The 13,996-nt window shown below is 68.3% G+C and carries 13 protein-coding genes and 1 pseudogene; 6 read left to right on the top strand and 8 right to left on the bottom strand.

Annotated elements, in window-relative coordinates; translation table 11 throughout:
• Window positions 1–6: 6 nt before the first annotated feature.
• The 5 genes from OG226_RS01515 to OG226_RS51445 all read right to left on the bottom strand — a co-directional run bounded on the left by OG226_RS01515 (window position 7) and on the right by OG226_RS51445 (window position 3,394).
• Window positions 7–567: a PadR family transcriptional regulator gene (locus OG226_RS01515; protein WP_329347438.1), complete on the bottom strand. Its 561-nt coding sequence runs from the start codon at window positions 565–567 to the stop codon at window positions 7–9.
• Window positions 568–766: 199 nt separating this feature from the next.
• Window positions 767–991, bottom strand: a complete 225-nt coding sequence (locus OG226_RS01510; protein WP_329347436.1) for a hypothetical protein — start codon at window positions 989–991, stop codon at window positions 767–769.
• Entirely contained in the window at window positions 988–1,173 is a 186-nt protein-coding gene (locus OG226_RS01505) for a hypothetical protein (RefSeq protein ID WP_329347434.1), read from the bottom strand. The genes OG226_RS01510 and OG226_RS01505 overlap by 4 nt, the downstream gene beginning before the upstream one ends.
• Window positions 1,174–1,349: 176 nt before the next feature.
• Window positions 1,350–2,426, bottom strand: a complete 1,077-nt coding sequence (locus tag OG226_RS01500; protein ID WP_329353288.1) for a glycoside hydrolase family 19 protein — start codon at window positions 2,424–2,426, stop codon at window positions 1,350–1,352.
• A 149-nt stretch (window positions 2,427–2,575) separates the two neighbouring features.
• Window positions 2,576–3,394 carry a ricin-type beta-trefoil lectin domain protein gene (locus OG226_RS51445; protein WP_443066847.1) on the bottom strand — a complete coding sequence of 273 codons (819 nt, stop codon included), beginning with the start codon at window positions 3,392–3,394 and terminating at the stop codon, window positions 2,576–2,578.
• Window positions 3,395–3,656: 262 nt separating this feature from the next.
• On the opposite strand from OG226_RS51445, the gene OG226_RS01485 reads away from it, so the two are divergent.
• A complete protein-coding gene (locus tag OG226_RS01485; protein ID WP_329347432.1) occupies window positions 3,657–4,979 on the top strand; it encodes an alpha/beta hydrolase family protein in 1,323 nt (440 codons plus the stop codon).
• On the opposite strand, the gene OG226_RS01480 is transcribed toward OG226_RS01485, so the two are convergent.
• Complete coding sequence (locus OG226_RS01480) at window positions 4,948–5,592, bottom strand: transposase (RefSeq protein WP_329347430.1); 645 nt, start codon at window positions 5,590–5,592, stop codon at window positions 4,948–4,950. The genes OG226_RS01485 and OG226_RS01480 overlap by 32 nt on opposite strands.
• A gap of 455 nt (window positions 5,593–6,047) precedes the next feature.
• Between OG226_RS01480 and OG226_RS01475 the strand changes: the two genes are divergently transcribed.
• The 5 genes from OG226_RS01475 (at window position 6,048) to OG226_RS01455 (ending at window position 11,138) form a co-directional block, all read left to right on the top strand.
• The gene (locus OG226_RS01475; protein ID WP_329347429.1) at window positions 6,048–8,519 is read left to right on the top strand and encodes a sensor histidine kinase; all 2,472 of its coding nucleotides are present in this window, start codon (window positions 6,048–6,050) and stop codon (window positions 8,517–8,519) included.
• On the top strand, window positions 8,516–8,947 hold the full coding sequence (locus OG226_RS01470) for a roadblock/LC7 domain-containing protein (protein WP_329347428.1): 432 nt from the start codon (window positions 8,516–8,518) through the stop codon (window positions 8,945–8,947). The genes OG226_RS01475 and OG226_RS01470 overlap by 4 nt, the downstream gene beginning before the upstream one ends.
• 14 nt (window positions 8,948–8,961) lie before the next feature.
• A complete protein-coding gene (locus tag OG226_RS01465) occupies window positions 8,962–9,342 on the top strand; it encodes a DUF742 domain-containing protein (protein ID WP_329347426.1) in 381 nt (126 codons plus the stop codon).
• Window positions 9,323–9,946 carry a GTP-binding protein gene (locus OG226_RS01460; protein WP_329347425.1) on the top strand — a complete coding sequence of 208 codons (624 nt, stop codon included), beginning with the start codon at window positions 9,323–9,325 and terminating at the stop codon, window positions 9,944–9,946. The genes OG226_RS01465 and OG226_RS01460 overlap by 20 nt, the downstream gene beginning before the upstream one ends.
• Window positions 9,947–10,244: 298 nt before the next feature.
• Window positions 10,245–11,138: a hypothetical protein gene (locus OG226_RS01455; protein WP_329347424.1), complete on the top strand. Its 894-nt coding sequence runs from the start codon at window positions 10,245–10,247 to the stop codon at window positions 11,136–11,138.
• Between the two features lie 108 nt (window positions 11,139–11,246).
• On the opposite strand, the pseudogene OG226_RS01450 reads toward OG226_RS01455, so the two are convergent.
• Both OG226_RS01450 and OG226_RS01445 read right to left on the bottom strand, forming a co-directional pair.
• Window positions 11,247–12,377 (bottom strand): annotated as a pseudogene (locus OG226_RS01450) (glycoside hydrolase family 19 protein).
• Window positions 12,378–12,513: 136 nt separating this feature from the next.
• On the bottom strand, window positions 12,514–13,548 hold the full coding sequence (locus OG226_RS01445; protein WP_329347422.1) for a Gfo/Idh/MocA family protein: 1,035 nt from the start codon (window positions 13,546–13,548) through the stop codon (window positions 12,514–12,516).
• Between the last annotated feature and the right edge of the window lie 448 nt (window positions 13,549–13,996).

Raw genomic sequence — 13,996 nt, 5'->3', positions numbered from 1 at the left:
GGCCGGTCAGCTCGCGGGTTCGTCGAGCGGGAAGATAGGGGGTTCGGTGGGCTCGGTGCCGTCCAGAACCGAGTGCAGCCAGGCGCGTTCGGAGCTGCTGATGGCGCGGGCGGTGAGCAGCATGCCCCGCCGATAGGGGTCGGCCACGGCCTCGGCCCGCAGGGGCCCGTCGGCGTCGGAGAAGAAACTCGCCGGCTCCTCCAGGAACTCCAGGCGTCTGCGCAGTACCGCGTGCTGTTCGGACACGTCGGGCAGCTGCGAGAGAAACGCCAGGATGGTGAAGAAGCGGGTGAAGTCCGTGATCTCGTGGTCGGCCGGCTTGCGCAGCCGCTTCAGCAGTTCGGTGCGGCCGGCGCCGGTCAGGCTCAACACGTACCGCGCCGCGCCGGCGGCCAGGTCTGCGCGCCGCTCCACCAGGTCCGCCTTGACGAGACGGTTGATCGCCGGATAGAGACTGCCGTCGCTGACCGGCCGCGTGTACCCGGTCAACTGCGAAACCCTGCGCCGCAGTTCGTGTCCGGGCAGGGAGCCCTCGTCCAGGAAGCCCAATATCGCCAGTTCCAGCATGCTGCGAGTCTCTCACAAGCCACATCGAATCGATGTGTGCATCGATTCGATGCCAGTTCGAGTCCGTGGTGTGGTGCACGGCAGTCGGCCACCGAGGGTCGGGCCGTGTTGCACGGCGACGTCGTCGCGATCCAGGCCGGTCTGCCCGGCAGGGAAGGCTGTCCGAGCGGTTGGGCCTTGCCTGTCCTCCACGCAGGGCTTACAGGTCGAGGACCGCGCGGAGGGCGTTGTCGACGAGTTCCTGCTGTTCGGGGCCGATGTTCCCGTGCGGTGTGCCGGTCTGGAAGCGGAGCGTGGAGAGCTGGAGGGGATTGACGGCGACGGCACCGTAGGCGTCGGCGAGTCCGTCGAGGCTGACGACGAGAATGGTGCGGGTGCCTTTGCCGGTGTCGACGTCCCAGACGTCGCCCTTGCGGATGGTCACAGGGCGTCGCCTTCGCCCGCCAGGTCGAGGGGCGCTGTGGAGGCGAGTGTGCGTGCGGCGTCGAGGGTCATCTGGCGTCGTACGGCGCGCACGATGTAGTCGTTCAGGGACGAGGCGCCGGCGGCGGCGTCCCGGAGTTGTTTGTCCATGGCGTCGGGAATGCGCAGCGTGATGACAGTCATGACACCAATTCCAGTGCCAGAGGTGCCGTCATTCGTGGCCTTGAGGCATTCCGGGGTGGGAGACGCCCGGTTCGCAGTGGAGCGGTTGCACCTTCCGGAGCGTGTCGGCGGGTGCGGTGCGAGGGCCGGTTCGCGGATGAACCGGCCCTCGTATCAGGCGTGTTGGAGGACGGGTGTCAGCAGTAGAGGTTGCTGCCGGGGGTGACGCCGAGGATGGAGGTGAAGCGGTTGTAGGCGTCGACGCGGCTCTGGACCTGGGCCGGGTTGCGTCCGTCGCATTCCAGGGAGCCGTTGATGGAGCGGATGGTCTGGCCGAAGCCAGCGCCGTTGACCATCGCGTTGTGCGGGGTCATCGTGCCCGGGCCGGACTGGGTGTTCCAGTACCACAGGCCGGTCTTCCAGGCGACGGCCGAGTCGTTCTGCACCAGGTAGGGGTTGTTGAGGAGGTCGATGCCCAGGGCGTCGCCGGCGGCTTTGTAGTTGAAGTTCCAGGACAGCTGGATGGGGCCGCGGCCGTAGTAGGCGGCCTGCCCGGCGGGGCAGCCGTAGGGCTGGGAGGTGTCGCAGTAGTGGGGGTAGTTGGCGGTGTTCTGCTCGACGACGTAGACCAGGCCGCCGGTCTCGTGGTTGACGTTGGCGAGGAAGGCGGCGGCCTCCTGCTTCTTGACCGTGTCGGAGCCGGTCTTGGCGAAGCCGGGGTAGGCGGACAGGGCGGCGGTCAGGCCCTGGTAGGTGTAGAAGCCGTTCCGGCTCGGGAACATCTGGTTGAACTGGGCTTCACTGACGACGAAGCCGGAAGGTGTGGTCCCGCCACCGCTCGCGGGGGCGCTCCACTTCTGGTTGGCGGCGCCGGTGCAGGTCCAGATCTGCAGCCGAGTGCTGTTGGCCGAGTTGTTGCCGGTGACGTCGAGGCACTTGTTGGCCTGCGGGTTGACGATGTCGTTCGCCGAGCTGACGGCCCACTTCTGGGCGGCGCTGCCGTTGCAGTCGTAGAGCTGGACCGCTGTGCCGTCGGCCGTGCCGCCGGAGGCCACGTCCAGACACTTGCCGAGCGCGCGCAGGGTTCCGTCACCGGGGTTGGACCAGGTCTGGGCGCTGGTGCCGTTGCAGTCGTAGAGCTGAACGGCGGTTCCGTTGGCGGAGTTCGCCCCGGCGACGTCGACGCACTTGCCGGCGAGGCCGGTGATCCGGCCGTCCGCCGCGCGGGCGGGGGAGACGGTGAACAAGGCACACAGAACCGCGGCGAGCAGCATGACGAGGGTCAGTCTGCTCAGTGCCGTGAGTCTGCGGAGACTCGGTATGAAGTGGGGGGTGACCATGGGGATTCGCTCCTGTGGTTGAGAGGTGGCCGAGGGGGATCGGCCTGGGGTGGCCGGCTCGCGAGCCGGGCGTGTCGCGGCCGTCAGCCCAGAACCGTCTGGGTGACGACGATGTGTCCGGCGTCCGGGTCGAGGACGCCTCCGAGACGGGTGAAGGCGCCGTCGGTCAGATCGAGGCACTTCGGTTCCTGCGGGGTCTGGGCGAACGTCCCGCGGTCATTGATGCGTACGGTCAGGGAGCGGCCGTTGGCGACATTGGTGACCTGGACACGCGTACCGAAGGGCAGTTGGGGCTGGCGCGAGAGCGAAGTGGCCGCCGTGTCCGCGTTGTTGTCGAAGACCTCACCGCTGGCCGTCAGGGCACCGGCGGGCTCAGGGCCGTAGTGCGTGGCCCAGCACTGCTCCCCGGACTGTTGGGCGGGGGCGTTCCACTTCTGGTTGGCGCCGCCGGTGCAGGTCCAGATCTGGATGCGTGTCCCGTTGGCCGAGGAGTTGTCGGAGACGTCGAGGCACTTGTTGGCGGCCGGGTTGACGATGTCGTTCGCGGTGGTGACGATCCAGCGCTGGTTGGCGCCGCCGGTGCAGGTCCACAGCTGGATCTTGGCGCCGTCGGCGGTCGAGTTGCCGGTGACGTCGAGGCATTTGCCCAGGGCGCGGACGGTGTTGTCCGTGCCGACCGTCCACTGTTGGGCGCCGGTGCCGTTGCAGTCGTAGAGCTGAACCGGTGTGCCGTCGGCGGAGGCGGCTCCGGCGACGTCGAGGCATTTGCCGGCGAGGCCGGTGATGGACCCGGTCGCCGCGGCCGCGGGTGCCGCGGTGAGGAGGCCGATCAGCAGGGCCAGCAGGGCGAGGGCGGGGGTGCCGCGTAGCGCGATGCGAGAGAGGTGGGGGCGAGCGGTCATGGGGGTGCCGGGGCCCTTTCGAGCGGTTCGTCGGCGCGAGCGGGAGAGGGTGCAGGCCTCAACTCGGCGCGTTCCGAAGGGGATTGACCACTCGAAAGTAAAAGTCTAGACCAATTTGGTCAAGGTGTGAGCATGACATTGTTGGCCGGCGTCGTTTCCGTCGGATGGATCCGTCGTGCGGAAGATCCGTCATGACAGTTGTCATGGATAGTCGTGACAGATGGCATCGGCGACAGGGCCGACCGGCGTCAAGACTCTGATCATGACCACGCAGCAGCAGCTCATGACCACACATCGGAACCAGGAGCACGGAGACGGGCGGTCGGCATCGCAACACGCCTTGACGCGGCGGAAGTTGATGGTCCTGGGCGGAGCTCTCGCGGCAGTCGGGACCGTGGCCGGCGCGTCGTCCGCCGTCGCGTCGCCCGCACGCCGCCCGGCCTCGCCCGGTGCGGCGCCGCAGACCCCGCCGGAGCGCCTCGTACTGCCCGCGCCGACGGGCCGGCACTCGATCGGCACCCACACCCTGCGGCTGGTGGACCGTTCCCGGCGTGATCCGTGGGTGCCGTCCAAGTCTGTACGGGAGTTCATGGTCCAGGTCTGGTATCCGGCCGAGCGGACGGACAGTCGTCGCCGCGCGCCGTGGATGGCGCCTGGGGCGGCCCGTCACTTCCAGAGTTCGGGCCTGCTGCCTGCCGGGTACGTCGTCCTCCCGAACACCCACGCGGCACCGGATGCCCCCGCGCGCAGGGCCGGTGGACGAAGGCCGGTGATCCTCTACTCGCACGGCCACGGACAGCACCGCAGCTCCAGTCTGTCCCTGGTCGAGGACCTGGCGGCCCACGGCTACGTGGTCGTCACCATCGATCACACCTATGACGCCGGGCAGGTGGAATTCCCGGGAGGGCGCGTCGAGACGTACGCGATGCCCGAACTCTCCCCGACCCTGCCGCCGGACGAGGAGGAGCGCATCGTCCGCAAGGCCGTCCGGGTGCGAGTGGCCGATGTCCGGTACACCCTGGCGGAGTTGGGACGGGCGGTCGGGCGGGGCGCTTCCGTCCTCCCCGCCGGGCTGCGGGACATCATGGACCTGTCGCGGACGGGCATGTTCGGTCACTCGCTCGGTGGCGCGACCGCAGCGGAGGCGATGTCCGGGGGAGTGGCGATCAAGGCCGGGGCGAACCTCGACGGGAGCCTGTTCGGAGACGTCGTCACGCGCGGACTCGACGGCCCCTTCCTGCTGTTCGGAGCGGACCACGACGACGACACCACCTGGCTGGAGACCTGGCCCCGGCTGCGCGGCTGGCGCCGTTTCGTCCGCCTGACCGGGTCCGAGCACTTCTCCTTCACCGACTACGAAACTCTGCTCCCGCAGGCCGCGGCGCGGCTCGGGGCGACTCCCGAGCAGGTCGCCGCCTTCATCGGCCCCCTGGAATGGCACCGCTCGCTCGCCGTGCAGCGCGAGGTCCTGCTCGCCTTCTTCGGCCTGCATCTGCGCGACCGTCCGGCGCCCCTCCTGGAAGGACCCGGTCCGCGGTATCCGGAGCTGGTCTTCAGGAAGGGGAGAGGCGCGGGGAGCCGGTAGGCGGTGGACGGTGGTTGGCCTCGGTGGGTGCGCGGGCGGATGCCGCGGGACCAGAGCAGGCGCCGGTACTTGTCGTGGTCGTGGCCACGGTCGGCCCGGGGCGCGTCGGGCCGGTGTCGGGGCCGACCGACGACACCGGCCAGAGCCGGGACCTAGTCGAGCAGGGGCAGCAACTGGGTGACGTCGTTGCGGTATTCGCCGGTCGGTGACACGGCGAGCGGGATGCTCTGGCCGTAGGTCTGGGCATGGTGCTCGCTGCCCGGCCGTGCGCGGTCGCCCGGGCTGGGCCCCGCCGAGCGGCCCGCATGTGGGAGGAGTCGATCACCGCCCGCGACCAGTCCAGCTTCTTCGCCGCCCGCGGCTTCTTCGGCAGCACCAGGTGCAGTGCCTCCCAGACCCCGGCCTCGTTCCACGCGGCCAGGCGCCGCCAGTACGTCATCCCGGAACCGAAACCCAGCGCCTGCGGCGCGTACTCCCACTGGATGCCGGTGTCCAGCACGAACAGGATCCCGCACAGCACCTGACGGTCCGGCACCCGAGGCCGGTCCTCCACCAGCTTCGGATCCGGCTCGGGCAGCAACGACTCGATGAGCGACCACAGTTCATCCGACACGATCCGCTGCCCCGACTGACCACCCAAGCCTGAAGTCCTGTGGCCAACGATCTTCGGCAGGATCCGGTGAACGGTGTCCGGCAGCATCTGCAGGACCCCAACCCCCCCTGCGGGTCACCCTCGACGAACCGTGCGCACGCGGCTGGAAGGGATCCGTGGGACGCCAGTTCCGCAGAGTGCTACGAAAGGCCTACAGGCTGCGATGGAATCTGGCTACTATCAGCCGTCCAGTCGCCGGGATTTGGCGATTTTTCCTCATAGACGCGCCGAATGGTGGGGGGAGTGTCGCCAAAGTGACCGGATTGGGAAGGTTCGGGGGCAGACGAACGAGAATCATGGCCGTAGAGGACCAGCCCTCGGCTGCTGTTTCGACGCCAACCGACCTTGCCTCAGCGGCAGTCGGGTCAGGAAGCGGTCCCCGTCGGCTTCCCCTGCGTACTGTTCTGATCATTCTTGTGCTCGTACCGAGCCTCGCACTCGCACCCCTGTGGGGTCTGAGCACGTACCAACTGGCCACCCGCTGGCAGGCGGAGAGAACCCAGGGGGACCTCACCGCCTCGTTGAGCGGGCCTTCGTTCGTTCTCTTCCAGTCCCTTCAAAAGGAGCGACGGCTTACCGCGGAGACACAGGCCGCCCCCGGCAACGCCACCCGTGGCCAACTGGTCGCCGCGCGCAGAACGACTGACAAGGCGATAGCGGACTTCCGTCCAGTGGCGGCCGAGAACACCTCGCGCGGGCAACAGGGACTCAGCGCGGCCCTGGCCGACACTACGCACAACCTCGACCGGATCTCCGTACAGCGCAAGTCAGTTGACACCGGGTCAGTCGACGAGAAAGCGGCATTCGACTACTACAACGGCACCGTCGACTCCCTGATCACCGTCTTCACCGCGCTGGGTCGCACCAGCAACGCCGACGTGACTCTCCTGGCGCACACGAGTGTCGATCTCTACGGCGCCATCGACATGATCGGGCGCGAGGACGCCCTGCTCGGCCGCGACTGGCAGATCGGGCACCTGAGCGTCGCCGAGTACGACGTGTTCGTCGATGCCGTCGGCGCTCAGAGCTACCTGCTCCATCGCGTCGCCCTCAGCCTCACCCATGACGAACGCGACACCTACAAAAAGCTGGCGAACGCCAGGTCATGGGCGACTCAGCAGGACCTGGAGAAGCAGATCATCGTCGCCGGTCCCCACCACTCGCCAGGCGAGTTGGTACTCGGACAGATCCACGCTCAATGGCGCGGTTCGGTGGACGCCAACTACCCGCTGCTGCGGAGCCTGGTCGATGTACGGGCCGCGAACGTCGACAGGGTCTCCGCCGACAGCGTCAGCCGGCTCCGGCAGAACCTCGTCATCGTCAGCGCCATCGGACTCCTCGCCGTGATCCTGGTCATCGTCACCAGCTGGCGCCTGACCGTCATGCTGCGCCGACGGATCCACGGCCTGCGCGAAGAAGCCGTGGAACTGCAGCAGCGACTGCCAGACGTGGTGGCCCGGTTGGAGCGCGGCGAGAACGTCGACGTGGACCGCGAGGTCCGGCTGGTCGAGCCGACCTCCGATGAGCTCGGCGAACTCGGGCGGGCCCTGAACGCCGCCAGCCGCAGCGCCGTGTCCACGGCCGTGCGCCAGGCCGAACAGCACCGTGGCTTCGAGCGCCTGCTCCAGCGGATCGCCCGCCGCACTCAGCTCCTCATCGGCCTCCAACTGCGCAAGCTGGACGAGCTGGAACGCACCCACGAGGACCCCGAGTTGTTGGACGGTCTGTTCGCCCTGGACCACCTCACCGCCCGGCTCCGCCGCTACGAGGAGAACCTGGTCATCCTCGGCGGCGGCCAGCCGCAGCGCCGCTGGCGCAAGCCGGTCCAGCTGATGGACGTGCTGCGTGCCGCGCAGGGCGAGGTGAAGGACTACGACCGGATTTCCATCGACGTGGAGGGCGATCCCTGGGTGTCCGAGCGGGCGGTGAGCCCGCTCGCGCACATATTGGCGGAGCTGATGGAGAACGCCGCCGTCTTCTCGAAACCGCCAACTCCGGTCGAGGTACGGGCCGTTGTGGTCAGTCGGGGCATCGCGGTCGAGATCGAGGACCGCGGCCTGGGCATGGAACCCGAGCAGTACGCCGCCGCCAACGCTTTGATGGAGGCGCCTCCGCAACTCGATGTGATGACCCAGGCCGATGACGTACGGCTCGGTCTGTACGTGGTCGCCCGGCTGTCGGCGGGCCTGGGCCTGCGGGTGGAGCTGCGGCCGTCCGCCTTCGGCGGTACCCGGGTGATCGTGCTGCTGCCGGAACAAGTAGTAGTGGAGCAGCCCGACACGGCGCCCACGCCGGTCACCCTGCCCCCAGAAGGCCCGCCGCTTCCGACCGGTCCGAAACCCCACCCGCACGACGCCGGTATCAGTCGACAGGCGCCGTACAAGGACGGGCAACTGCCCGTCCGCGCCAGGGGACACGCGATGGCCCACATCACGGCCTCCGGTCTCCGGTCCTCCGACGAGACCCATGAATCCCCGCCCACGCCGGCCAACGCGGACCCTCTTCCCCAGCGGGTCCGTCAGTCCAGCCTGGCGCCCGAACTCCAGATCCCGGCGGAGCTTGAGATTCCGGATGATCCGGCGCCCTGGACCATCCCCGACCAGCCCGGCCGGTCAGGCGCCACGATCGGCGCGTTCCAGCGGCAGTCCCGGCTGAGTCGGCGCGCGAACAGCTCAGACGGCAACACCGCAGGTGGATTCGGCAACGATTCCGGCAGCGCTGGCCTCCGTGGAGGCTTCGACGACGATGCTGGTGACAGCAGCGGTTCAGACACAGGCCGCGGCTTCGGCTATGGCAACAGCGATGGCGACGCCCACAGCGACGGCAACAGTGAAGAGCCCCCCTCGCCTGAATTGCCCGGCTCTTCTAGGACGGATGATCGAGAATGACGCAGCGAACGACGGCCACCAACGTGGACCTGGACTGGCTTCTGGACGGCCTGGTCGACCAGGTGACGGGCACCAGGCACGCCATCTTGCTCACGGACGACGGCTTGGTGATGAGTCGTTCGCAGACCATCGAACGCTCCGACTCGGAGCGGCTCGCCGCGATCGCCACCGGCCAGCAGAGCCTGGCGCGCGGCGCCGGGCAACTCTTCGGCGGCGGCCCGGTACACCAGGTCATCGTCGAGATGGCCGGCCTGTGGCTGTTCGTCGTCTCCGCCGGGCGCGGTACCCATCTGGCGGTGATCGCCGCCCAGGAAGTCGACGCCGAGCTGATGAGCGTCGCGATGCACACCTTGGTTCAGCAGGTCGGCCAGCGCCTGCGCGCCGACGCGCGTACTCCGCCGGCCGATGACGCGGGCAGAGCCGGATGAAACACTGGACTGAGGTGTTCGACGACGATGACGCCGACGAGCAACTGGTCCGTCCCTACACCATTACGAGCGGGCGTACGAGCCCCGAGCGGGCGGATCTGACACTGATCACCCTGGTCACAACAGTGCCCGAGGACACCACGCGGGCAACGCCCGCCGTGCCCAGGATGCAACCGGAGCACCGCACGATCCTCGCGATGTGCCAGGACTCCAAAGCGGTCGTGGAAGTCTCCGCCGAACTGGGCCTCCCGGTGGCGCTGACCAAGATCCTCATCGGCGATCTGGTCGACGCAGGGCGGCTGTGGGCCCGTTCGCCACGGCCGTTCACCCAGCAGGGCGAAGTTTCTGGCATGGCTATTCTTGAGGCGGTGAGAGATGGACTACGCAAGCTCTGAGCACGCGACCGGCCGTGCCTCGGAACGTAGGGCGGACCGTACGGACACCGCCCCCTTGGCGGTGAAGATTCTGGTTGCCGGCGGATTCGGCGTCGGGAAGACGACGCTGGTCGGCTCGGTGAGCGAGGTCGCGCCGCTGCACACCGAGGAGTACCTGACCCGGGCCAGCGTCGGTGTCGACGACCTGGAAGGTCTTGACAGCAAGGTCACGACCACCGTCGCACTCGACTTCGGGCGGATCACCATCAGCGGCGAGCTCGTGGTCTACCTCTTCGGTACCCCCGGGCAGGAACGCTTCTGGTTCATGTGGAACGACCTGGTCAATGGGGCGATGGGCGCGGTGGTCCTGGTCGACACCCGGCGACTGAAGGCGAGCTTCGCCTCGATCGACTTCTTCGAAAGCCGAGGAATCCCCTTCGTCGTCGGCATCAACTGCTTCCACGGCATCCGGGACAGGACCACAGAGGAGATCCGTACAGCACTCGCTCTCGACCCCCATGTGCCGCTGGTGCTCTGTGATGCCCGCGACCGGGCGGACAGCCGCGATGTGCTGTTGGCGCTCGTCGAACACCTGATGGCAGGACAGTCCGCCGCGTCCCTCTAGTGCGCTGACCGCACATGTCGGCCGGGTTGCTGCACGAGATGCAGCAACTGGCCTGCGGCGACAGTGCCTACACGCTGGGGAACTGGCGGACCGGCTGCCCGTCACCGCCGAGCTACTCACTGCCCAGCCCACGTCACAGGCTCAAGCGGCTGCCGAGCAGGTGCTCGACGCCGCTGAGCGAAGCCTCGACCGACTGGACCATCGCGGGGTGGGTGACTCGCCTGGACGGCTCTGAGGCCGCTGACGCCGCAGTCCGGGAGGCCGTGTGGCGCTGCGATGGAGGGGGAGTGCGTACTCCGTGGGTCCCGTCACGTACAACCTCGGTGAGCGCGCGTACGAGCTCCCCGGCACCGCGGAACCAGTCGAACTGGCCGCCACGGTCCACTACCCGAAGAACCTCAATGGCACCCCGCACCCGCTGCTCGTCGCCCTGCACGGCTGGCACGAAACCTGCGCCGACGCCGCCGCGGAGACCGCGCGCACCGCAGCCGAACAGGCCCGGGACTGGGACGCGTACGCCCAGGCGAGCCAACGGTCGTTCAGCCGGCCGTGCCTACCCGGGGTCAAGCCCATCGCGACCGATCGCGGGTACGACCACCTCGGCGAACAGTGCGCCGCACAGGGCTTCGTCGTCGTCTCGATCCGAGCCAACGGAATGAACGCATCCGCGGGCTCGGGGGACGAGAACGCGTCGGCGCGCGCCGACCTCATCAACAGGCACCTCGCCCTCTGGCAGTGCCTCACCTCCACCGGCCAACTGGCCGGACACTTCCAGAACATCGGCACCGGCAGGTCTGTCGACGTCGACTTCGCCCACCACGTCGACATGCGCGAGGCCGGCACCCTGAGGCACTCACGCGCAGACGCGGGGGTCACCTGGCAGGCCGCCGACAGTCATCGCCGTGCCTGGCCGGCGGGGGTGCGGAGCAAGGCCCTATTCGCGCTCGCCCCCGCGTACAACGTCCTGACCGAGAACATATCGGTGAGGAGGCGTTCTCCTTCGCACAGGATGCGACCGCCGTGGGGAAGACCGACACCCACGAGTTCGGTGTGCATGGCGCCAACCACAACTACTTCAACACCCAGTGGTCCCCGCAGAGCGGACAAGTGGCGGCCCACGACGGCGTCGGCCACCCCAAGCACCAGCCGGGGAAGTACACCGACGCCTACGCGCCGACCGTGGACCTCATGATCAACGCCAGGTCCGTGCCCGTCCTGGAGGGACGCACACATCCGGCGGCCGGCACGGTGACCGTCGAGGTGAAGGCCACCGTGCGGCGCTGAGGTCCCGTTGGGTCTGTCAGCAGTAGAGGTTGGCGCCGGGCGTGACTCCGAGGATGGAGGTGATGCGGTTGTAGGCATCCACGCGGCTTTGGACCTGTGCGGGGTTGCGGCCGTCGCATTCCAGGGAGCCGTTGATGAAGCGGATGGTCTGGCCGAAGCCGGCGCCGTTCACCATCGCGTTGTGGGGGGTCGTGGTGCCGGGGCCGGTCTGGGTGTTCCAGTACCACAGTCCGGTCTTCCAAGCGATGGCCGAGTCGTTCTGGACGAGCCAGGGGTTGTTGAGGAGGTCGATGCCCAGGGCGTCGCCGGCGGCTTTTTAGTTGAAGTTCCAGGACAGCTGGATGGGGCCGCGGCCGTAGTAGGCGGCCTGCCCGACGGGGCAGCCGTAGGACTGGCTCCAGTCGCAGTAGGTGGGGTAGTTGGCGGTTTTCTGCTCGACCACGTACACCAGCCCGCCGGTCTCGTGGCTGACGTTGGTGAGGAAGGCGGCGGCTTCCTGCTTCTTGGTGGTGTCGGAGCCGGTGTTGGCGAAGCCGGGTTAGGCGGAGAGGGCGGCGGTGAGGCCGCTGTAGCTGTAGAAGGAGTTGCGGCTGGGGAAGATCTGGTTGAACTGGGCTTCGCTCACCACGAAGCCGGAGGGGGTGGTGCCGCCACCGCCGCTGGCGGGGGCGTTCCATTTCTGGTTCGCCGCGCCCGTGCACGTCCAGATCTGGGCCCGGGCGCCGTTGGCCGACGAATTGTCGCTGACGTCAAGGCATTTGTTCGCCGCCGGATCGACGATGTCGTGGGCGGCTGTCACGGTCCACCGCTGGTTCTACCCGCTAGTGCAGGTCCACAACTGGAGTTTGGCGCCGTCGGCGGTCGAGTTGCCGGTGACGTCCAGGCACTTGCCCAGAGCGCGAATGATTCCGTCCGCGTTGACATCCCACTGCTGAGCGCCGGTTCCGTTTCACTCGTAGAGCTGGACTGCGGTGCCGTCGACGGGGCTCGCGCCGGCGACATCGAGGCACTTGTTGGCGAGACCTGTGATCTGTCCGATGGCCGCCGCTGCCGGCGTGGCGGCCAGCGCGGTGGAGAACAGGGTGAGCAGTGCACCGAGGGAGAGGCTTCGCAGGACGAGGAGCGGAGTGGTACGACGAGCGGCCATAGGTGGGGTAGCTGCCTTTCGTGCCGGACTGCGCGCATGCCAGTCGGAGACCCAACTGGCAGCGCACAAGCGGAACTTGACGCCCGTAACGTAAAAGTCTATACCAAGCTCGTCAAGCGTTGGGCATCACTGCGGCTCACGCCGACTCCGACTCGCCGCGCGGTGGCAGACCGGCCGCGCGGTAGATGTCGTCGATGATGCTCATGGTCACGACGGCGTCCCTGGCTGAGGCGAGCACCGGGCCGCCGTCGAGGACCGCCGAGGCGAATGCGGACAACTGGCAGGCGTAGCTGGACGGTTGCCGGGCCACCCGCTCGCGCCGAAGTGTGCGCGGGCCGGTGTCGGGCAGGCTGCGGATCGTCAACCGGTGGTAGAGCTGCGGCATCAGGAAGTTGGTGACCATCAACTCGCCCTTCGAACCGAGCGCTCGTGCCCGGATCGACAACACTCGCCGCGACCACATGGATGCGCGGAGATGCCCGGACGCTCCACCGGGAAAGGCGAGATGGGCCTCCATGGCGCGGTCGACCCGACGGTCCTTGCGCAGCGTCAGCATGCGTGCGGCCGTCACCGCCGGGGTCTCACCACCGAGGAGCCGTGCCACGTGCACGCTGTAGCAGCCCGCGTCCATGGTGGCGCCGCCTGCCAGGTCGTAGTCGTAGCGGATGTCGCCGAAGCGGGGGAGTGGGAAACACACCTCCGCCTCGACGTGGCGCAGTTCGCCCAACTCCCCGCTCTGGACGATCGCCTGCATGCGCGTGGCCAGGGCGTGGTGACGGTAGTGGAAGGCCTCCATCACCACCAGGCCGCCGCGTGTGTGGGCGGCGTCAGCGGCATCGGCGACCCGTTCGGCCTCGGCGCGGTTGGCGGTGAACGGCTTCTCGCACAGGATGTGTTTGCCGGCCTCAATGGCCTTGAGCGTCCATTCCGCGTGCAAGGCGTTCGGCAACGGCACGTAGACGGCGTCGATCTGCGGATCGGCAAGCAGAGCCTCGTAGTTGGGGTGCACTACGGGAACGTCGTGCTTGCGGGCGAAAGCCTCGGCACGTTGCCGGCTGCGGGCCGCGACAGCGGTCACCGTGACTCGGGGATGCCGGTTCGCGGGCTTGATGAGCGCACTCGGCGCAATGGCCGCTGCTCCGAGGAGGCCGACACGCAGGGGGGTGGTCATGCGCGTGAGTGTTGCGTACCGCGTGGGCCCGCATGGCGGCGGGCCCACGAGCCGCGATGGACCGACATGTCGTGAGGTCGCGTTCGAGTACGACCGTCCGAGCGGCGTCATCGGAGAGTTCAACGGCGCCGAGGTGGACAAGGTCGCAGCAGATCTTCGACGCAGTGGTCGGCAAAGTACCGCGAGGCGCGGCCTCCTGAACGGTCACTCCGTAACGAATCTCAGTCAGCGGAGGCTGCTCGTCCGTGCTGTGCCGTCACCCCCAAGACCGGCGGTGGCTTGGGGCTGCCGGTGGATTCAACCAGCTTGCGGGGACGGTCCGTTCCGACCCTGTGGGCCGTTCCGACTCACGTACCGGGCAGGGGCACGCCATCGTGGACAACTCCGCCGACCCCATCCGCGCCAGGTGTCCCAGCCTTCGACGCCTGGTGTACGGACCTGCGCGACG

Origin of the sequence: Streptomyces sp. NBC_01261 (assembly GCF_036226385.1) — a bacterium.
Lineage (GTDB): Bacteria > Actinomycetota > Actinomycetes > Streptomycetales > Streptomycetaceae > Streptomyces.
The sequence above is the reverse complement of the archived record's forward strand: the minus strand, read 5'-3'. Positions and strand labels throughout refer to the sequence as shown.

What these genes read in the sequence shown, in the direction of transcription:
- OG226_RS01515 (WP_329347438.1), bottom strand. Translation starts at nt 567, where the DNA reads ATGCTGGAACTGGCGATATTGGGCTTCCTGGACGAGGGCTCCCTGCCC.
- OG226_RS01505 (WP_329347434.1), bottom strand. Translation starts at nt 1,173, where the DNA reads ATGACTGTCATCACGCTGCGCATTCCCGACGCCATGGACAAACAACTC.
- OG226_RS01500 (WP_329353288.1), bottom strand. Translation starts at nt 2,426, where the DNA reads ATGCTGCTCGCCGCGGTTCTGTGTGCCTTGTTCACCGTCTCCCCCGCC.
- OG226_RS51445 (WP_443066847.1), bottom strand. Translation starts at nt 3,394, where the DNA reads ATGACCGCTCGCCCCCACCTCTCTCGCATCGCGCTACGCGGCACCCCC.
- OG226_RS01485 (WP_329347432.1), top strand. Translation starts at nt 3,657, where the DNA reads ATGACCACGCAGCAGCAGCTCATGACCACACATCGGAACCAGGAGCAC.
- OG226_RS01470 (WP_329347428.1), top strand. Translation starts at nt 8,516, where the DNA reads ATGACGCAGCGAACGACGGCCACCAACGTGGACCTGGACTGGCTTCTG.
- OG226_RS01460 (WP_329347425.1), top strand. Translation starts at nt 9,323, where the DNA reads ATGGACTACGCAAGCTCTGAGCACGCGACCGGCCGTGCCTCGGAACGT.
- OG226_RS01445 (WP_329347422.1), bottom strand. Translation starts at nt 13,548, where the DNA reads ATGACCACCCCCCTGCGTGTCGGCCTCCTCGGAGCAGCGGCCATTGCG.